The organism is Bradyrhizobium sp. CCBAU 51765, from assembly GCF_015291725.1.
In the GTDB taxonomy this organism is placed as follows: Bacteria; Pseudomonadota; Alphaproteobacteria; order Rhizobiales; family Xanthobacteraceae; genus Bradyrhizobium; species Bradyrhizobium liaoningense.
Genome location: NZ_CP030038.1, coordinates 4,845,784 through 4,864,745, shown reverse-complemented (window position 1 = coordinate 4,864,745; position 18,962 = coordinate 4,845,784). Strand labels below are relative to the sequence as shown.

General features: G+C 64.2%; 15 protein-coding genes and 1 tRNA gene. 12 read left to right on the top strand and 4 right to left on the bottom strand.

Going from position 1 to position 18,962, the window contains the following annotated elements; all coding sequences use genetic code 11:
- The first annotated feature begins 43 nt into the window (after positions 1-43).
- The 6 genes from XH96_RS23385 to XH96_RS23360 all read left to right on the top strand — a co-directional run bounded on the left by XH96_RS23385 (position 44) and on the right by XH96_RS23360 (position 5,450).
- The gene (locus tag XH96_RS23385; RefSeq protein ID WP_194387854.1) at positions 44-1,261 is read left to right on the top strand and encodes a multidrug effflux MFS transporter; all 1,218 of its coding nucleotides are present in this window, start codon (positions 44-46) and stop codon (positions 1,259-1,261) included.
- Between the two features lie 14 nt (positions 1,262-1,275).
- Positions 1,276-2,673, top strand: a complete 1,398-nt coding sequence (guaD, locus tag XH96_RS23380; RefSeq protein WP_194387853.1) for a guanine deaminase — start codon at positions 1,276-1,278, stop codon at positions 2,671-2,673.
- A gap of 11 nt (positions 2,674-2,684) precedes the next feature.
- On the top strand, positions 2,685-3,668 hold the full coding sequence (locus tag XH96_RS23375; protein WP_194387852.1) for an antibiotic biosynthesis monooxygenase: 984 nt from the start codon (positions 2,685-2,687) through the stop codon (positions 3,666-3,668).
- 47 nt (positions 3,669-3,715) lie between these two features.
- A complete protein-coding gene (rnz, locus tag XH96_RS23370) occupies positions 3,716-4,618 on the top strand; it encodes a ribonuclease Z (RefSeq protein WP_194394222.1) in 903 nt (300 codons plus the stop codon).
- 230 nt (positions 4,619-4,848) lie between these two features.
- Positions 4,849-4,922 (top strand) — tRNA-Gln (locus XH96_RS23365).
- Between the two features lie 165 nt (positions 4,923-5,087).
- The gene (locus tag XH96_RS23360; RefSeq protein WP_194387851.1) at positions 5,088-5,450 is read left to right on the top strand and encodes a DUF1428 domain-containing protein; all 363 of its coding nucleotides are present in this window, start codon (positions 5,088-5,090) and stop codon (positions 5,448-5,450) included.
- Between the two features lie 32 nt (positions 5,451-5,482).
- Here XH96_RS23360 and XH96_RS23355 read toward each other — a convergent pair whose 3' ends face one another.
- Complete coding sequence (locus XH96_RS23355; RefSeq protein WP_246789712.1) at positions 5,483-6,139, bottom strand: TetR/AcrR family transcriptional regulator; 657 nt, start codon at positions 6,137-6,139, stop codon at positions 5,483-5,485.
- A gap of 108 nt (positions 6,140-6,247) precedes the next feature.
- Between XH96_RS23355 and XH96_RS23350 the strand changes: the two genes are divergently transcribed.
- The gene (locus XH96_RS23350; protein ID WP_194387849.1) at positions 6,248-8,536 is read left to right on the top strand and encodes an arylsulfatase; all 2,289 of its coding nucleotides are present in this window, start codon (positions 6,248-6,250) and stop codon (positions 8,534-8,536) included.
- Positions 8,537-8,675: 139 nt separating this feature from the next.
- Here XH96_RS23350 and XH96_RS23345 read toward each other — a convergent pair whose 3' ends face one another.
- The 3 genes from XH96_RS23345 to XH96_RS23335 all read right to left on the bottom strand — a co-directional run bounded on the left by XH96_RS23345 (position 8,676) and on the right by XH96_RS23335 (position 13,619).
- Entirely contained in the window at positions 8,676-9,245 is a 570-nt protein-coding gene (locus XH96_RS23345) for an invasion associated locus B family protein (protein ID WP_194387848.1), read from the bottom strand.
- Positions 9,246-9,309: 64 nt separating this feature from the next.
- Entirely contained in the window at positions 9,310-12,456 is a 3,147-nt protein-coding gene (locus XH96_RS23340; protein WP_194387847.1) for a multidrug efflux RND transporter permease subunit, read from the bottom strand.
- Entirely contained in the window at positions 12,453-13,619 is a 1,167-nt protein-coding gene (locus XH96_RS23335) for an efflux RND transporter periplasmic adaptor subunit (RefSeq protein WP_194387846.1), read from the bottom strand. Before XH96_RS23335 ends, XH96_RS23340 begins: the two co-directional genes overlap by 4 nt.
- A 379-nt stretch (positions 13,620-13,998) precedes the next feature.
- On the opposite strand from XH96_RS23335, the gene XH96_RS23330 reads away from it, so the two are divergent.
- From XH96_RS23330 to exbD, 5 genes are all read left to right on the top strand, one after another.
- Positions 13,999-14,238 (top strand): hypothetical protein, encoded by a 240-nt coding sequence (locus XH96_RS23330; protein ID WP_027571757.1) that lies wholly within the window; start codon positions 13,999-14,001, stop codon positions 14,236-14,238.
- 202 nt (positions 14,239-14,440) lie between these two features.
- A complete protein-coding gene (locus XH96_RS23325) occupies positions 14,441-16,840 on the top strand; it encodes a TonB-dependent siderophore receptor (protein WP_194394221.1) in 2,400 nt (799 codons plus the stop codon).
- Positions 16,841-16,842: 2 nt separating this feature from the next.
- Positions 16,843-17,532, top strand: a complete 690-nt coding sequence (locus XH96_RS23320; RefSeq protein ID WP_194387845.1) for a Fe2+-dependent dioxygenase — start codon at positions 16,843-16,845, stop codon at positions 17,530-17,532.
- Positions 17,529-18,494, top strand: a complete 966-nt coding sequence (exbB, locus tag XH96_RS23315; RefSeq protein ID WP_194387844.1) for a tonB-system energizer ExbB — start codon at positions 17,529-17,531, stop codon at positions 18,492-18,494. The genes XH96_RS23320 and exbB overlap by 4 nt, the downstream gene beginning before the upstream one ends.
- Positions 18,495-18,497: 3 nt before the next feature.
- Complete coding sequence (gene exbD, locus XH96_RS23310; protein ID WP_061876817.1) at positions 18,498-18,956, top strand: TonB system transport protein ExbD; 459 nt, start codon at positions 18,498-18,500, stop codon at positions 18,954-18,956.
- Positions 18,957-18,962 lie beyond the last annotated feature (6 nt).

Below are 18,962 nucleotides of genomic sequence, written 5' to 3'. Positions count from 1 at the left end.
CGCACGAAAAGATGGGATCCGCGGACATCGAGGGGCGTAAGTCATGACCGCAGTTGCTTCGGACGCTGGTCGCGCGAAGGGTGGGATCGTGCCGATCCTGCTATGCGTCGTGCCGTTCAGCCAGATTCCGCTCGACGCCTATACGCCAGGTCTGCCGCAGATGGTGGTGGATCTCGCCGCCGACGCAGCGTCGATGCAGAACACCGTCACCGCCTACATGCTCGGCATGAGTCTCGCGCTGGTGCCGGTCGGCATCGCCTCGGACACCCTCGGCCGCCGCAACGTCCTGCTCGCAGGGCTGTCGGTGCTGATCGCGATGAGCATCGCCTGTGCGCTGGCGACCAGCGCCTCGCTGCTGCTTGGCTTGCGCTTCCTGCAAGGCATCGGCGGCTGCACCTGTCTCGTCGTCGCCTATGCAGTCGCCGCCGATTGCTTCCGCGGCCGTGAGCTCACTGCGATTTCGGGACTGCTAGGAGCCGCCTGGGGATTGGCGCCCGTGCTTGCGCCGGCGGCCGGCGGATTCATCGTCGAGCTGACTTCGTGGCGCGGTGTCTTCGTGGTTATTGCGATCGCCGCGGCGATCGTTGCCACGATCGTCGTATTTCTTCTGCCTGAAACGTTGCCAGCGGAACGGCGTGCGCCGTTCGATCCGCGCCGCACTGCCGGTATCCTGCGCGAGGCGCTCGTTCGTCGCGGCTTCCTGGCTTTCGTGCTGGTCTTCGCCGCTGCCGCCAGCGCGCAGCTGGCGTTCGGTGTCGTCGCGCCGTTCTTCTACCAGACCGGCCTCGGCTATTCGGCGGCCATCTACGGCCTCGTCGCGCTCGGCCTGGGCGGCGTCAATCTCGCCGGCGAGCTCGGCTGCGCGCATTTCGCACGCTTCATGCCGGCCCGCGCGATGGGCTTCGGCGCCTTCGCGCTGTTTCTCGCCGGCGCTGTGGTCCTGACCGCGACCGGCATGCTCGTCGGCCTCGATTTTGCGTCGATCACGATCGGCGGCGCCCTGGTGCTCGGCGGCTGCGGCGTGCTGTGCCCGATGATGTACGGCATGGCGCTCGGCCTGTTCGAGCGCGACCACGGCCTGATCGGCGGCCTGATCAGCGCACTCTGCTATCTCGCGGTGAGCGGCGCCATGGCGATCGCGGCGGTGCTGCCGGAGGCGACGCAGGCGCCGCTCGGATGGCTCTATCTCGGCCTCTGCGCCGTCGCCGGAACGTTGCTCGCGATCTCGCTGCCATCGGCGCGCCACTCGACACAGACTTAAGGAAGGAACCAATCATGACCACCGTTGCTATTCGCGGCACGTTCTTCGACTTCGTCGACGATCCCTGGAAGCACGTCGGCAACGAGCAGGCCGCGGCGCGCTTTCACCAGGATGGCCTGATGGTCGTCACCGACGGCGTGATCAAGGCGTTCGGCCCTTATGACAAGACCGCCGCCGCGCATCCGGGCGTCGAGATCACCCACATCAAGGATCGCATCATCGTTCCGGGCTTCATCGACGGCCACATCCATCTGCCGCAGACCCGCGTGTTGGGGGCTTATGGCGAGCAGTTGCTGCCGTGGCTGCAGAAGTGGGTCTATCCGGAAGAGCTCAAATACCGGGATCGCAACTACGCGCGCGAGGGTGTGAAGCGTTTTCTTGACGCATTGCTGGCCGCCGGTACCACCACATGCCAAGCCTTCACCAGCTCCTCGCCGGTCTCGACCGAAGAGCTGTTCGAGGAAGCGAGCAGACGCAACATGCGCGTCATCGCGGGCCTCACCGGGATCGATCGCAACGCGCCGGCCGATTTCATCGATACCCCCGACAATTTCTATCGCGACAGCAAGCGGCTGATTGCGCAGTACCACAACAAGGGCCGCAACCTCTACGCCATCACGCCGCGCTTTGCCTTCGGTGCCTCGCCGGAATTGCTGAGAGCGTGTCAGCGCCTCAAGCACGAGCACCCGGACTGCTGGGTCAACACGCACATCTCCGAGAACCCGGCCGAATGCAGCGGCGTGCTGGTCGAGCATCCGGACTGTCAGGACTATCTCGGCGTCTACGAGAAGTTCGACCTGGTCGGTCCAAAGTTCTCCGGCGGCCACGGCGTCTATCTCTCCAACAACGAATTCCGCCGCATGTCGAAGAAGGGCGCCGCGGTGGTGTTCTGCCCGTGCTCGAACCTGTTCCTCGGCAGCGGCTTGTTCCGGCTCGGCCGCGCCACCGATCCGGAGCATCGCGTCAAGATGTCGTTCGGCACCGACGTCGGCGGCGGCAACCGCTTCTCGATGATCTCCGTGCTCGACGACGCCTACAAGGTTGGCATGTGCAACAACACGCTGCTCGACGGCAGCATCGATCCCACGCGGAAGGACCTTGCCGAGGCCGAGCGCAACAAGCTCTCGCCCTATCGCGGCTTCTGGTCGATCACGCTCGGCGGCGCCGAAGGTCTCTACATCGACGACAAGCTCGGCAATTTCGAGCCGGGCAAGGAAGCCGATTTTGTCGCCCTCGATCCGAACGGCGGGCAGGCCGCGCAAGCGTGGCATCAGTCGCTGATCGCCGATGGCGGGAGCCCGCGTACGATGGATGAGGCCGCGAGCATGCTGTTTGCCGTCATGATGGTCGGCGACGATCGCTGCGTCGACGAGACCTGGGTGATGGGCAAGCGTCTCTACAAGAAGAGCTGAGGCGGCAGCTCATGAGCGCATCCTCCGACGCGGCCGGCCAGCCGGTCGCCCTCGTCATCCAACGCCGCATTGCCGACGATGGCTTTGCTGCGTTCGCACGCTGGAACGGCGAGGTCGGCGAGGTGCTGGAGGCGTGGCCCGGCTTTCTCGGCCAGGAGGTGGTGCCGCCGCAACCGCCGGCGCATGTGGACTGGGTGACGATCCTGCGTTTCGCCAACCCCTCCGCTGCACGCGCCTGGCTCCAGAGCGATGTGCGGGCACGACTCATCGCGGAAGTGCAGCGCTTCTTCGTCGGTTCGGAGGACGTCCACATCCTGCCCGACACCGGCGTTCAGCGTGACAGCGCGGTCTCGGCCGTCATCTCGTTCAAAGTCCCCGATGGGCTCGAGGATGCGTTCCTGAAATGGCAGCAGCGCATCCAGGCGGCGGAGGCCGAGTTCAAGGGTTTCCTGCGCCACAAGATCGAGCGGCCGATTCCGGGCCTGCACGACGAATGGATCATCATCCTGTCGTTCGACTCTGATGCCAACCTCAATGCGTGGCTCGACTCGCCCTTGCGGCAGACGCTGCTGAAGGAGGGCGAGCGCTTCAATGCCGGCATGAACGTGAAGCGGGCAAGCTATGGATTCAATTTCTGGTTTCCGGCCGGCAAGACTCCGGCTCCGGAACAAAGTCCGGGGCTGATCTGGAAGAGCAATCTCATCGTCCTGCTGGTGCTCTATCCCGTGGTCTATCTCTGGGGCTATTTCATCAGCCGGCCGCTGATCGACAGTCATGGCGTGCCGGTCTGGCTGTCGCTGTTCGTCGGCAATCTCGTCAGCACCCAACTGCTCGGCTGGTGGCTGGTGCCCGCCGCCTTCAGGGCGCTCGACTGGTGGGTGACGCCGAAGGTGACGCTCGGCCGCCAGTTCGCGGGCTACGCACTGCTTGCCGCGCTCTACGTCGCGTCGATGGCCCTGTACGCGCTGCTGCTCGCGTGGCATTGGGGACGGTGAGCCTGCCGGACGGGCGGCCTCAACCACCTTCTGGGCTCGTGACGACCATGTTCGCCCTGACATTTCTCGGGACCTCTGCCAGCGTTCCCTCGGCCGAGCGCAACCATCCGGCGCTCCTCGTGGAGGCCGCAGGCAAGCGTGTCCTGATTGATTGCGGCGAGGGCACGCAGCGCCAGTTGTTGCGCAGCGGCGCCGGCTTTCGGCGGCTCGACCGCATGCTGCTGACGCACGCGCATCTCGATCACATGCTCGGCATCCCCGGCCTGTTCTCGACGCTGGGCTTGCAGCAGACCTCCGACGTGATGACAATTCACGGCGGGGAAGGAACGCTCGACATCGTCATCCGAATGCTCGCAGGCCTGTGGGGCGCGGGCAGAGCGCCGATCCCGGTCGCGTTCGCGCCGCTGACCGAAGGACGGGTCATCGACGCCGGCGAATTCACGATCGACTGTTTTCCGGTTCGCCATCGCGACACCGACAGTTTTGGTTTCGTGTTCCAGAGCCCCGCGCGCCGTCGCCTTCAGTTCGACCGGCTCATAGCGCTTGGTGTCCCCGACGGTCCCTTGCGCGGCGAATTGGCCGCGGGCCGGCCGATCGTGCTTGCCAACCGAACCGTCGACCCGGAAGACGTCCTCGGTCCGCCGAGCGGCGGCAGGAAGCTCGTCGTGATCGGCGACACCGAGACCACCGAGGGGCTGTCGCAATACGTTGCCGACGCCGACATGCTGGTGATCGAGGCGACGTTTCTCGATCGCGACGCGCCGATCGCGCGGAATTATGGCCACCTCACCGCGGCAGAAGCGGCTTCCCTTGCGGCCACGAACAACGTCGGGCAGCTCGTGCTGACGCATCTGTCGGGGCGCTACGAAGACGAGGAGATACTCGCCGAGGCCGCAAAGATCTTCCCGAGCACCCGGATCGCCGCGGACTTCGATCGCATCCTCGTCTGAACTGCCCGCCGCGAGGCTTGGCCACGGTTGACGCCAAGACCGGCTGAGGAGAGCAGCCAGACGTTTCGCTCGAGCGCGAACGCAGCGAGAACACGCGACGATGTTCACAGAAGGACTGGACCCCGAAGGTCAGCGCGGCTATATGAGCGGCCTGCGAGCGCTGATTTGCAGAAACTTCAGCCAGTCTCGCAGGACTTCCGAAGAAAGCTTAGTGATTTCAAGCGCTTCGGTGGGGAATGGTGTAACGGTAGCACAACAGACTCTGACTCTGTTTGTCTTGGTTCGAATCCAGGTTCCCCAGCCAGCTCCCCGCACTTTTCCAAGACATAGTTCCAATCCCGGCCAGGACGGCCAGTTGATCGGCCGCGTCGCTGCTCGCGACGCTTTGCCTCATCTCGCATTCGCGTTTCCGGGTCGGATCGCCGCGCGCAGTATCGTCCTTGGGCCGTGCAACCCAAGGAGATCCGTAATGCCCTATGTCGATGGTTTCGTTCTCGCCGTGCCGAAAGACAAGCTCGAGGCCTACAAGGCGCTGGCGGCGACCGCCTGCGCGATCTGGATGGAGCACGGCGCGCTCGATTATGTCGAATGCATCGGCGACGACGTTCCCTATGGGGAGCTCACCTCGTTTCCGCGTGCGGTGATGGCGAAAGAGGACGAGGTCGTGGTGTTCTCCTGGATCGTCTACCGCGACCGGGAGACCCGCGATGCCATCAACAAGAAGGTGATGGAGGACCCGCGGATGAAGTTCGAGGGCATGCCGTTCGATGGCAAGCGCATGATCTATGGCGGCTTCACGACGCTGCTCCGGGCGAACGACATCGTTGGCTGAGAGCAGGGGCGGAAGGCCTATCTCGCGGCGGGTTAACCGACCTCCGCCTGGAGCAACAGCGAAAGGCAGCCGGCGAGCCGCGTCTCCATCTCTTTCGACGCAAGCGACACCGGCCCGGGATCATTGAGAATCGCGTTCACCAGCGTGCCCAGCACGACCTGGAAGCCGAAGGCGATGGCGCGGGTTTTTGCCGCTTTGCGGCCTCTGCCCATCGCCGGCAGCAGGAGAGGGGTGGCGCGCATCGTGGTTGCCTGGGCGAGCGCCTTGAATGGCGTCCATTTGTCCGGGCGGGTGTCGTCATGCTGGAGCGCGGCGCGCAGCACGCCCTCATGGCCGCGCATCCAGGCCACAATGCCGCTGACGATGATTTGACAGAGCTGGTCGAGATTTGTGTCCGATGACGGTCGCCTGATCTCGCCCAGCCGCTGCTCGCCGTCGCGTGCGGCCAGCGCCGTCAGCGCGTTGAAATAGGCCTCCTTGCTCTCGAAACGGCTGTAGAAGGCGCCGACGGTGGCACCGACCTCGGCGCAGAGCCCCTCGATCGAGAGCTCGGCAAGACTGCGCGTCCGCAGCATGTCGGCACCGGCGCGCAGCAGCGCCAGCGTCGTCTCGCGGCTGCGCTTCTGCCGCGATGGGGTGACGCCGGGCAGGTCGAAGTCGCGAAGCTCGGGCTCTGGACGTGGCCTCATCTGTGCTTGCATGCGGCGTGGTTCATAATCATAATTATGATTATAGTTTTAGCTCCGGGCAAGCTGCGGGTCAACCGCGTCCGCCGGGCATCGAACAGGGAGGAGCAGATGAGCGCAGGCAGCACCGCGCCGTTCCGCGGGACCGTCGGCAAGACGGTCGCGGACTCGAAACCCTGGTGGCCGGAGGCCGTGAAGCCGCCCGAGGGTGCGCCGAACATCCTGGTGGTGCTGTTCGACGATGTCGGCTTCTCCGATTTCGGCTGCTACGGCTCGGCGATCAGGACGCCGACCATCGACAAGCTCGCCGCAGAGGGCCTGCGTTACAGTGGCTTCCACACCTCGGCCATGTGCTCGACCACGCGCGCGGCGCTGCTCACCGGGCGCAACCACCATTCGGTCGGCGTTGGATGCCTTGCCAATTTCGATTCCGGTTATCCCGGTTATCGCGGCAAGATCGCGCGCGAAGCGGGGACGCTCGCCGAGATGCTGCGCGTGCACGGCTACCGCAACTACATGGTCGGCAAATGGCATGTCACGCCGCTGACCGAGAGCGGCGCCACCGGTCCGTTCGACGGCTGGCCGCTCGGACGCGGTTTTGATCGCTTCTACGGCTTTCTCGATGCCGAGACTGATCAATATGCGCCGGAGCTCGTCTCCGACAACACGCATATCGATGCGCCCGGCACCTATGCCGACGGCTATCATCTGACCGAAGATCTGATCGACCAGACCATCCGGTTCATCGGCGATCACCATGCCGACCGTCCGGATGTCCCCTGGCTCACCTGGGTCGCGCTCGGCGCCTGTCACGCGCCGCATCAGGCGCCGGCGGAGATCATCATGAGCTACGATGCCGCCTTCGCGCACGGCTGGGACGTCGAGCGCGAGCAGCGGCTGGCGCGCCAGAAAGCCATGGGGCTGGTGCCGGAGGCAACGCGGATGCCGGCGCGCAATGACGGCGTCAAGGCCTGGGAGGAGCATTCGGCCGACGAGCGCCGCGTCTTCACGCGGCTGCAAGCGGCCTTCGCCGGCATGCTCGACCATTCCGATCGGCATCTTGCCCGCCTCGTCTCGTTCCTGGAGACGGCCGGTATCCGCGACAACACCGTGATCATCGTGATGTCCGACAATGGCGCGAGCCAGGAGGGTGGGCCGCTCGGATTCGTCAACGCAATGGGACCGTTCAACTTCAAGCCGGAGCCGGTCGCTGAAAAGCTCAGCCGCATCGACGACATCGGCGGGCCCGACACGCACAGCAATTTCCCGCATGGCTGGGCGATGGCCTCGAACACGCCGCTGCGCCGCTACAAGCAGAACACCCATGGCGGCGGCATCCGCGATCCCTTCGTGATCAACTGGCCAAAGAGGATCGCAAGCCGAGGCGAGCTGCGGCACCAGTTCGTCCATGCCTGCGACCTTACGCCGACGCTGCTGGAGCTGATCGGCATCGAGGCGCCCGCGACCATCGCGGGCTGCCAGCAAATGCCGCTGGAAGGCGAGAGCTTTGCGCGCTCGATCACGGAGGCGTCGGCTCCCTCCAAGGGCTCGCCGCAATATTTCGAGATGTTCGGCCATCGCGGGTTCTGGCATGACGGATGGAAGGCCGTCGCCTTTCATCCGTCGGGCACGCCGTTCGAGAACGACAAATGGGAGCTGTTCCATCTCGACGCGGACTTCTCCGAGACCGACGACCTCGCGGCCAAGGAGCCAGAGCGCCTTGCCCGGATGGTCGCGGCATGGTGGGAAGAAGCCGAGAAGCACAAGGTCCTGCCGCTCGACGACCGCTTCGGGCCGCGCTTTGCGGAGAATGCCGCGCGCTTCCACGGCGCGCGCCGCCGCTTCGTTTTCCACGCCGGGATGGGGCATGTGCCCACCGACGTGGCGCCCGATGTGCGCAGCCGCAGCTACACGATCGAGGCGCATGTCGAGATCGGCGAGGCGGGCGCAGACGGCGTGCTGATCTCACACGGCGATGCGACGTCGGGCTACAGCCTCTACGTCAAGGGCAGCCATCTCGTGCACGATCTCAACATCGGCGGCAGCCACCAGATCGTGCGGTCGGACCGCAAGGTGCCGCCGGGCGCGCGGCGTCTCGGCGTTCACGTCGAACGGCTCGTGCGCAAGGAGCCGCCCGCGAAGGGCGCGCGCACGGGTGTCTCGGAATACACGCTGCTGATCGACGGCGAGCCGGCAGGTTCGCTCCAGACCCAGCTTGGCTTCCACACCTTGATCTCGTGGTCCGGCCTCGACATCGGGCGCGACCGTGGCAGCCCGGTGTCGGACTACGAGGCGCCGTTCGAGTACGAGGGACGTCTGCTGCGGGTCACGGTCACGATGCACGACGACCAGAAGCTCGATGGCGATGCTGTCGGCAACGCGCAGATGGCGCGGCAATAGCGGAAACCGGCGTCATGCCCGCGAAGGCCGGGCATCCAGTACGCAGCGGCCTCTCGGCTCAATCACCGCCGCTTCTGGAACACTGGATCGCCCGCCCCAGTGCGCAATTGCGCACAAGGCGGGCGATGACAGTGTGCCCTTACTTGATCTTGTCGTAAGCGGCCGAGAAATCGCCCAGCGGCATCGGGATCGCGATCGTCTCCTTGGCCATGTTCTGGAAGGAGACCTTCAGCTGCTTGCCTGACCGCAAGGCGGCGAGCAGGTCCGGCGTGACCGGGATCGAGGCGTAGCAGCCGCGGTTCTCGCAGGTCTGGATCTGGAGATCGACCGTCTTGCCCTCGTCGACCTGGAGCTTGGCACCGATGGGAAGGTTGAGGCCAAGCGGCAATTGCAGCAGCGCCACGGGCGTGCGGGTATCGGGCGCGATGCGGATGTTGACCAGAAGGACGGTCTGGCCGGTCTTGGTCAGCACCGCGTTCTGCTCCATCGCGCATTCGAGCGGCGCATCGCGGCTGGCGCTGGTGCAGCGGACGATCCAGCCGGACTGCCCGGGAGTGCCGTCCGCCTGTGCTTGCGTCGGGGCAGGCGCAGGCTGTGTGGCCGGGGCGGGGGGCGCGGTGTTCCTCTTGGCGCCCTGCTGGGCCTGCGCAGCGCCAATTGACAACAAGACAGCTGCGGCAAGGGCGACAAGTCTGGATTGCATGAGCATGGCGAAACTGCGCTGGCGTGAAACGGGCGCCTCGCTGTAGCGTCGCGGAAGCCGCAGTGCAAGCTTACTCGGCGGCTTCCTTGACGCTGCCGTGCTCGGGGGCCTCGTCGCCTTCGCCGTCGCCCGAACGGCCCCAGGTGGCGAACCAGTTGTTGAGCTTGTCGAGATAGAGATAAACCACCGGCGTGGTGAACAGCGTCAGCGCCTGGCTGACGATCAGGCCGCCGACCATGGCGTAGCCGAGCGGCTGACGGATCTCGGCGCCGGTGCCGTGACCGAGCATCAAGGGCACGCCGCCCAGAAGCGCGGCCATCGTCGTCATCATGATCGGGCGGAAACGCAACAACGCGGCCTGACGAATCGATTCCTCCGGCGTCTTGTGCTCGTCGCGCTCGGCGGCGATCGCGAAATCGACCATCATGATGCCGTTCTTCTTCACGATGCCGATCAGCAGGATGATGCCGATCAGCGCGATCAGGCTGAAGTCGAAACCCGCCGCCATCAGGATTGCGAGCGCGCCGACGCCGGCCGAGGGCAGCGTCGACAGGATCGTGATCGGGTGGATGTAGCTCTCGTAGAGAATGCCGAGGATCAGGTAGACCACGACGAGGGCGGCGAGGATCAAGAGCGGCACGGTGCCGAGCGACTGCTGGAACGCCTGCGCGGTGCCCTGGAAGCTGGAGTTCAGCGTCGGCGGTGCGCCGAGATCGGCCATTGCGCGCTGCACCGCCTCCGTGGCCTGGCCGAGCGCCACGCCTTGCGCCAGGTTGAAGCTGATCGTGATCGATGGGAACTGGCCTTGATGGCTGATCGAGAGCGGGCGGACCGGGTCGGTGGTCCAGGTTGCGAAGGTCGACAGCGGCACCTGGTCGCCGGTCAACGGCGATTTCAGATAGAGCTTGTTCAAGCTGTCGAGATTGCCCTGCATCTCCGGCAGGATTTCGAGAATGACCTTGTAGGTGTTGAGCTGGGTGAAATACTGCGTGACCTGCCGCTGTCCGAAGGCGTCATAGAGCGTGTCGTCGATCAGCTGCGGCTGGATGCCGTAGCGGGCGGCGGTGTCGCGGTTGATCTTGAGCTGCACCGTTGTGCCCTGCGTCTGCTGGTCGGTCGCGACGTCGCGCAACTCCGGCAGGGTCTGCATTTTGGCGAGGATCTTGGGCGCCCATTCGTTGAGCTCGTCAAGATTGGCGTCCTGCAGCGTGAATTCGAACTGCGTGCGCGTCGGCCGGCCGCCGAGCCGCACGTCCTGGGCCGCCTGCATGTAAAGCCGGGCGCCCTCGACCTTGTCGAACTGCGGACGCAGCCGCGCGATGATCTGCTGAGCTGAGGCCTCGCGCTGATCGCGAGGTTTCAGCGTGATGAACAGGTTGCCGTTGTTGCCGGCGCGGCCGCTGCCGCCGATCGACATGGCAACGCTGGCAACGTCGGGATCGGCCATGATGATCTTGCCGAGCTCCTCCTGGCGCCGGGTCATCTCCTTGAACGAAATGTCCTGCGAGGCTTCCGAGGTGGCGGTGATCAGGCCGACGTCCTGCTGCGGGAAGAAGCCCTTCGGGATCAGGACGAACAGGTAGATCGACAGTCCGAGCGTGACGAAGAAAATCGCAAGCGTGGTGCGCCGCCAGGCGAGGGCGTGATCGAGCACATATTCGTAGCCGCGCAGCATGGCGTCGAAGGCGCGCTCGCTCCATTGATAGAAGCGGCCGTGCTGCACCTCGCCATGGGCGCGCAGGAAGCGCGAGGCCATCATCGGCGTCAGGGTCAGCGACACGAACATCGAAACGAAGATGGTCATCGCCAGCACCACGGCGAATTCGCGGAACAGACGCCCGATGATGCCGCCCATCAGGAGCAGCGGGATCAGCACCGCGACCAGCGAGATGCTGATCGAGACGATGGTGAAGCCGATTTCCTTGGAGCCCTTGAAGGCGGCCTCCATCGGCGAGTCGCCTTCCTCGATGTAGCGGGTGATGTTCTCGAGCATCACGATGGCGTCGTCGACCACGAAACCGACCGCAATGGTGAGTGCCATCAGCGACAGATTGTCGAGCGAATAGCCGACCGGCCACATCAGGGCGCACGCGCCCAGCAGCGCCAGCGGAACCGTGACGGTAGGAATGACCGTCGCCCAGAAGCTGCGCAGGAAAATGAAGATCACCATGACCACGAGCGCGATGGTCAGCAGCAGCGTGAATTGGACGTCCTCGACCGCGGCGCGGATGGTGGTGGTTCTGTCGCTGATGAGCTCGATCTTGATCGCGGGCGGGATCGCCGCCACGAGGCGGGGCAGGGTCGCCTTGATCCGGTCCACGGTCTCGATGACGTTGGCGCCGGGCTGCTTGAAGATCACCAGGAAGACGCCGCGCTTGCCATTGGCCCAGGCCGCCTGCTTGGCGTCTTCAGCGGCGCTGACCGCTCGGCCGATGTCGCGAATCCGCAACGGACCGCCGTTGCGATAGGCGATGATGACGTCGTTCCAGTCCTTCGACTGGGTGAGCTGGTCGTTGGCGTAGATCGTGTAGGCGCGTTTTTCGCCGTCGATGTTGCCCTTGGGGCTGTCGACCGTGGTGATCGCGATCTGGCTGCGCACGTCCTCCAGCGACAGGCCCTTGGCGACGAGCTTCGCCGGGTCGACCTGGATGCGGATCGAGGGTTTCTGCTGGCCGCCGATGAAGACCTGGGCGACGCCCGACAGCTGGCTGATCTGCTGAGCAAGCTGGGCGTCAACCGCGTCGCTGACGCTGGTCAGCGGCAGCGTCTCTGATGTCGCCGACAATAGCAGGATCGGCGCGTCGGCCGGGTTGACCTTGCGGTAGGTCGGTGGCGAGGGCAGGTTTTTGGGCAACTGGCCGCTGGCAGCGTTGATTGCGCCCTGCACGTCATTCGCGGCGCCATCGATGTTGCGGTTGAGGTCGAACTGGATGGTGATCGACGCCGTGCCCAGATAGCTCGTCGAGGTCATCTGAGCGATGCCGGGAATCTGGGCGAACTGCCGCTCCAGCGGCTGCGCCACCGAGGAGGCCATCGTCTCGGGGCTGCCGCCGGGCAGGTTGGCGGTGATCTGGATGGTCGGAAAGTCCACCTGCGGCAACGGCGCAACCGGAAGCAGCGGATAGGCGACGAGACCGACGAAGAGGATCCCCGCCATCAGCAGCGAGGTGCCGATGGGATAACGGATGAAAGGTGCCGAAATCCCCCCTTCGGTCATTCCTGTCGTACCTTGCTCTGGGCCGGATCGGAGCTTGCCACTGCCGTCGATACGAGGCTTCCGGGCTGGACCTTGAACTGGCCGCCGACGATCACCTGCTGGCCCGGGCTCAAGCCTTCCTCGATGACCGAACGTCCGTCGATGCCATAGCTGACCTTGACCTTGTGAACCTCGGCCTTGTTGTCCTGATTGACCGTATAGGCGTAGAGGCCGTTGGTGGAATGCTGGACCGCGTCATCAGGAACAACGGTCGCATCCTTCAGCGTCCGCACCAGGAGCCGCGTCGAAACCGACTGGCCCGGCCACAGCGCGTGGTCCTTGTTGTCGAACACCGCCTTGAGACGGATCGTTCCACTGGTCGTGTCGACCTGGTTGTTGATGACCGCGAGCTTGCCCTCGGCCAGCGTCTTCTTGCCGTCGGTCGTGAAGGCGATCACCTTCAGCGCGCCGGCCTTCTGGCCTTCGGTGATATAGGGGAGCTGGTCTTCCGGAGCGGTGAAGATCACGGCGATCGGTTCGACCTGCGAGATCATGACGATGCCCGTCTGGGTCGAGGCGTTGACGATGTTGCCGATATCGACCTGGCGGAGCCCCGCGACACCTGTGATCGGTGCCTTGATCTGCGTGTAGTCGAGCTGGGTCTGGGCGTTGGCGATCGCGGCCTCGTCGGCGGCGATCTGAGCGGTTAGCTGGGCGACGGTGGAGCGCTGGGTATCCACCCGCTGTGTTGTCGCGAATTCGCCGAGCTTCACGGCGCGCTGGAGCTCAAGATTGGCGTTGGCGAGGTTTGCCTCGTCCTGCGCCTTCTTGGCCTTGGCTTGGTCAAGCGCGGCTTGGTAGGGCCGGGGATCGATCGAGACCAGAAGGTCGCCCTGCTGGACGATCTGGCCCTCTCTGAACTCGAGCCTGATGATCTGGCCGTCGACCCGGCTGCGGACCTGGACGGTGTTGAAGCCCTGAACCGTGCCGAGACCGGTCAGGTAGACCGGGAAGTCGGTCTTCTGGACCGGCGCGACGCTGACGGGAATAGCTGTCGGGCGGGGCGCCGCCTTCTGGGCTGTCTGGGTCTGTCCGGCCGAGCCAAATCTCTGCCATCCATAGTAACCTGCGGAGGCCACGGCCGCGATGATCAAAATCCAGAGGATCGGCCGGGACTTTTTCATATCGTCTCGTGTCGGCTCTTGTGCCCTACGCTTACGAATTATGGGGCCAATCATACGGTTCCAGCGCGCTTGTATAATACACGCCAAGTTCCAGTGTAAACAGCACTATCGGTTCGGAAACCTAAACAATTGGAAAGCTTTGCACCCCCTGGGCAGTGCTCTGGCGCCGCGTTGTGCAGAGCTGCATTTTTCCGGCCGCGACCGATCGGCGTGTCACCTCTTGCGCAGCACCGATAGCGGTGTGCTCGGGCCGAATGGCGCCGCGCTGAGTCCTGGTTCGGATCAGTCACGAGAACGGTTCTAAATCGCGCGTAGGCCGTTTCGGTTGTCAGGGATTTCGGCATCGTTCATATCGGCGCCTCCATGAATGGAGCGCAGGATGGACGAGCTGAACGGCAAGCTGATCGCGTGTCAGATTTTGATCACGGGATTGATCGCGCGTGTCGCCAACGAGCAGCGCGATCCCTTGCGCTTCCTCACCGACTTTCGCGATGAGATCAAAGCCGTCGTGAACGGCGTCAACATCGCCGGCATGGACAGCACCGATCGCGTGCGCGCCGTTGCGCAGAAGACGGTCGACGAATTGTTCTCGCTGATGAAGCCGCCGAGCAGCGACTGAGAGGAACGTCTTCTGCGTTGTCTTTAGAACGAGTCCAATCTCAACTTAGAACGATTTCAAACTGCAGTTTAGAATCGCTTTGATCTGGATTGATTCAAGGGTTCTCGCGAGCTGCTCGCATTGACCCGCTATTTTGTGGCCGATACCAACAGCCATCGTTCGTCGAAGGGAATGAACGAACAGGAATATGGGGCGTTTGGTAATGGGGCAGGTGGTCGCACCGAAGTCGTTGCGTTCGGTCGCAGCGTTCGATCTGGTGGATGAGAGGTTCGCGGGCGTTTCCGGCAAGAAGGCTTCGGCCGTTGCAAGCTTGATCGCGGTGGCGTCGGTATCGGGCGGCGCGCAAGCGCAGCAGTCAAGCCTGCCGCCGGTGACGGTCGATGCGCCGGTCGAGCGTCCGCGTCCGGCGGCCTCGAAGCCTTCGCCCGAGCAGGTCCGCGCCCGCAACGCGCTTCGCCGCGCCGCGCAGCGGCAGCAGGCGCAGCAGACGGCTCCCGTCACGCCGTCAGGCCCTGCCGACGCCAATCCCTATGCCGATCCGGCGGCGCCCTACAAGGTCGATCACGTGCAGGCCTCGGGCAAGTTTCCCGAGAAGATGCTGAACACGCCGAAGAGCATCACGGTGCTCAGCAAGGAAGTGCTCGAGGACAAGAACGCCACGACGCTGAAGGAGATCGGGCGCTCGACCGCGGGCGTGACACTCGGTTCGGGCGAGGGCGGCAACGCGTTCGGCGACCGCTTCTTCATCCGCGGCTTCGACGCGCGCAACGACGTCTTCATCGACGGCATCCGCGATCCCGCGGTCTCGATCCGCGAGAACTTCTTCACCGAGCAGATCGAGATTCTGCGCGGACCGGCATCCTCCTATGCCGGCCGCGGCACCGCCGGCGGCGCCATCAACATCGTCACCAAGCAGGCGGGCGACGTCAACTTCAAGCGGATGGACAGCGAGTTCGGAACCGACATGACCAAGCGCGTCACGCTCGACGTGAACCAGGTCATCGATCCGACCTTCTCGGTGCGCACGGGCGGCCTGTTCCAGGACGCCAACGTCGCCGGACGCAACTACGTCACCGACAATCGCTGGGGCAGCTTCATCTCAACCAAGTACACCCCGACCAACGACATCAAGATCACGACGAACTACGTCCATACAGATCTCAGCGGCTATCCCGATTTCGGCGTGCCCTACTACAAGCAGGGCAATGTGCCGGTGACCTCGGCGGGCATTCCGCGTGAGAACTGGTACGGCTTCCTCAACCGCGACTTCCAGACCGCGCGGCAGGATTTCGGCACCGGCACCATCGAGTACAAGGTCAACGAGGCCATCACCCTGACCAGCAAGGTGCGCGGCGAGCATTCGCTGCTCAACTACATCGGCACGCTGCCGCAGAATCCGAATACGACCAGCCCGAATCCGCTGCTCTGGACCACGACGGCGAGCGCGCAGAGCCGCTACCAGAACGTCGACGTATGGGCCAACCAGAACGAGGCCACGTTCAAGCTCGACACCGGCGGGGTCAAGCACACGGCGGTGTTCGGCGTCGAATATTCGAACGAGAATATCTCGATCGACCGCTATGCCGGTCTCGCGTCGGAACTGTCCGGCTCCGCCTTCACGAGCAACGGCGCCGTCCAGAACGTCAATCTCTACTCCCCGCAATACACCAATATTCCCTTCGGTACGCCGTCCCTGCAAGGAAATCCGACCCGCTATGGCGTCAACACCAGCAGCGTGTACGTCATGGACACCGCGAACTGGCAGGACACCATCATCGTCAACGGCGGCGTGCGCTACGACGGCTACAGCCAGAGTGCCTCGAATAATAGCCCGAACTATGTGAAGCAGAACTCCGATCTCGTGAACTACAACGTCGGCTTGGTTTACAAGCCGATGTCGATCGGCAGCGTCTATGCAGCCTATGCGACGTCGGCCAATCCGTTCGGGTCGGAGCTGGACGCGACCGGCACCGAATACGGCGGCGTTCCCCCCAACTCGACCATCCTGCTCGGGCCCGAGCGCAACAAGGCGATCGAGCTCGGCACCAAATGGGAGCTTGCGGATCGCCACTTGCTGGTGACCGGTGCGCTGTTCCAAACCACCAAGGACAATGCGCGCGAGACCGTCAACAACCTGCTCACATCGGGTGCTGCCTACAGGATCCAAGGCATCGACATCGAAGCGGAAGGCAAGATCACCGACCGCTGGAGCATCTTCGGCGGCCTGGTCCTGATGCAGTCGAAGGTCACGCAGAGCGGCGTCGCCTCGAATCTCGGGCTGCAGCTTGCCAACATCGCCCACCAGTCCTTCAGCATGCTCACCAAGTACAAGTTCGATGGCGGTTGGGAGCTTGGCGGCCAGGCGGTGTACCGTTCGAAGGTCTATGGCGGCACGTTCGCGGCCAACACCAACGAGCTGCCGAGCTATTGGCGTTTCGATGCGTTCGTCGAGAAGAAGATCGACCAGAACTGGACCATGAAGCTCTACGCGCAGAACCTGACCAACAAGCTCTATTACGACTCGTTCTATCGCAGCAACGTTCCGTTCGTGGCGGTCGCGCCGGGGCGGGCATTCTACGTCGTGACGACAGCGAAGTTCTGATCATGTTGACCTGCCTGCCTGGCGTTCTCAGCAAGGATGATGTGGCGGATTTCCGCCGCATCATGGACGCCAGCGACTGGGAGGACGGTCGCTCCACCGCCGGCGCGCAGTCGGCGATGGTCAAGCGCAACGAGCAATTGCCGCCGGATAGCGAGGTCGCGCGCAAGCTCGGCAACCGCATCATCTCGGCACTGACCTCGAACCCGCGCTTTGTTGCGGCGGCGATCCCGCTGCAGATCTTCCCGCCGCTGTTCAACCGCTATGCGGCGAGCAGCGGCCATCATTTCGGCCTGCACGTCGACAATGCGATCCGCGGCGATCGCCTGACCGGCCTTCGCATCCGCACCGACCTGTCGGTCACGCTGTTCCTCGCCGAGCCGGAAGATTATGACGGTGGCGAACTTGTGATCGAGGACACCTATGGTTCGCACGAGGTCAAGTTGCCAGCCGGGGACTGCGTGCTCTATCCCTCGACCAGCCTCCATCTGGTCACCCCCGTGACCAGGGGAACGCGGGTTGCGTCTTTCTTCTGGCTTCAGAGCATGATACGGGACGATCAAGCTCGGAGCATGATCTTTGACCTCGACACCGCGATACAGGCGCTGGTGGAACGGCTCGGGCGTGACGATCCCGAAACGGTCAAATTGACGGGTATCTATCACAACCTCATTCGCTACTGGGCCGAAGTATGAAGACCATGTCCTTCCAAGCAAGCCTTGCCGCAGCTTTGTTGCTGGCGGCCGCCTGGCTCGCATCCCCCGTTTCTGCCCAGACACAAAGCCCCCCGGCACCGGCGCAATCCGTGGCTCAGCCGGCCCAGGCCGGCCCGACCGCGGTGGCGCCAGGAGCCTCTGCGCCCGCAACCCAGGAGCCTTCGGCGTCGACGCCAGCCGCTCCCACGGCGCCTCCCGCGGCCGCCGTTTCGACAACCGCAAAGCCCGATGCGGCCGCCATCGCGCCGGCCATGAAGGAATTGTCGCCTTGGGTGATGTTCATGTCGGCGGACGTCATCGTGAAGGCGGTGATGATCGGGCTCGCCTTCGCCTCGCTGATGACTTGGACCGTCTTCATTGCCAAGTCGATCGAGCTGTCGGTCGCATCTACCAGGCTCCGGTCGGCGCTGAAGAAGATTGCGGAGGCGCGCTCGCTCGCCGAAGCGCAGATGGCCCTCGGCACCAAGCAGGGCATCCTGCCGTCCTTCCTGGCGGCAGCGCTGCGTGAGGCGCGGATGTCGGCCGGCTTGTCCAGCGATGCCGGCATCAAGGAGCGCGCGGCCTCCAGCTTTTCCGAGATCGTGCGCGCCGAACAGCGGCGCATCCGGATCGGCATGGGCTTGCTTGCGACAATCGGCTCGACCTCGCCCTTCGTGGGCCTGTTCGGCACGGTCTGGGGCATCATGAACAGCTTCATCGGCATCTCGAAGTCGCAGACCACGAACCTCGCCGTGGTCGCGCCCGGCATTGCCGAAGCGCTGCTCGCCACCGCGATCGGCCTCGTCGCCGCCATTCCCGCCGTCATCATCTACAACCATTTTTCGCGCGTGACGAAGGGCTATCTCGAGCTCGTCAGCCGCGCCTCAGGCGCGGCGGGACGGCTGCTCTCGCGCGATCTCGACCGCAGCCACGGCAGCGTGCATTCGCGCGCAGCGGAGTGAACCATGGGTGTTTCGCTCGCAGACAACGACGGCGAAGACGACGATTTCTCGGAGACGCATGACATCAACGTCACGCCGTTCATCGACGTCATCCTGGTACTGCTGATCATCTTCATGGTTGCAGCGCCGCTCTCCACGGTCGACTTGCCGATCGATCTGCCGACGTCGAGCGCGACGCCGCAGAAGAAGCCGGACAAGCCGACCTATCTGAGCATCAAGCCCGATCTGACGCTCGCGATCGGAGAGAACCCGGTTCACCGGGCGGAGTTGATCGGGACCCTCGACGGCCTGTCCGACATGAGCAAGGATAAGTATGTGTTCCTGCGCGCCGATCGTTCGGTGCCGTATGGCGAATTGATGGGAGTTATGGAGCTCTTGCGCTCAGGCGGCTATACGCGGGTCAAACTGGTCGCGCTGGAAGGCGCGCCTGGGGCGCCTGCGCCAGGCGCTGCTCAGCCTTAGAGGCCC

Excerpts from the sequence above, each read along its gene's own strand:
- XH96_RS23335 (WP_194387846.1), bottom strand. The coding sequence starts at position 13,619 with ATGAAAAAGTCCCGGCCGATCCTCTGGATTTTGATCATCGCGGCCGTG.
- XH96_RS23330 (WP_027571757.1), top strand. The coding sequence starts at position 13,999 with ATGGACGAGCTGAACGGCAAGCTGATCGCGTGTCAGATTTTGATCACG.
- XH96_RS23375 (WP_194387852.1), top strand. The coding sequence starts at position 2,685 with ATGAGCGCATCCTCCGACGCGGCCGGCCAGCCGGTCGCCCTCGTCATC.
- rnz (WP_194394222.1), top strand. The coding sequence starts at position 3,716 with ATGTTCGCCCTGACATTTCTCGGGACCTCTGCCAGCGTTCCCTCGGCC.
- XH96_RS23325 (WP_194394221.1), top strand. The coding sequence starts at position 14,441 with ATGGGGCAGGTGGTCGCACCGAAGTCGTTGCGTTCGGTCGCAGCGTTC.
- XH96_RS23320 (WP_194387845.1), top strand. The coding sequence starts at position 16,843 with ATGTTGACCTGCCTGCCTGGCGTTCTCAGCAAGGATGATGTGGCGGAT.
- exbD (WP_061876817.1), top strand. The coding sequence starts at position 18,498 with ATGGGTGTTTCGCTCGCAGACAACGACGGCGAAGACGACGATTTCTCG.
- exbB (WP_194387844.1), top strand. The coding sequence starts at position 17,529 with ATGAAGACCATGTCCTTCCAAGCAAGCCTTGCCGCAGCTTTGTTGCTG.
- XH96_RS23345 (WP_194387848.1), bottom strand. The coding sequence starts at position 9,245 with ATGCTCATGCAATCCAGACTTGTCGCCCTTGCCGCAGCTGTCTTGTTG.
- XH96_RS23360 (WP_194387851.1), top strand. The coding sequence starts at position 5,088 with ATGCCCTATGTCGATGGTTTCGTTCTCGCCGTGCCGAAAGACAAGCTC.
- XH96_RS23355 (WP_246789712.1), bottom strand. The coding sequence starts at position 6,139 with ATGAGGCCACGTCCAGAGCCCGAGCTTCGCGACTTCGACCTGCCCGGC.
- XH96_RS23350 (WP_194387849.1), top strand. The coding sequence starts at position 6,248 with ATGAGCGCAGGCAGCACCGCGCCGTTCCGCGGGACCGTCGGCAAGACG.
- guaD (WP_194387853.1), top strand. The coding sequence starts at position 1,276 with ATGACCACCGTTGCTATTCGCGGCACGTTCTTCGACTTCGTCGACGAT.
- XH96_RS23385 (WP_194387854.1), top strand. The coding sequence starts at position 44 with ATGACCGCAGTTGCTTCGGACGCTGGTCGCGCGAAGGGTGGGATCGTG.
- XH96_RS23340 (WP_194387847.1), bottom strand. The coding sequence starts at position 12,456 with ATGACCGAAGGGGGGATTTCGGCACCTTTCATCCGTTATCCCATCGGC.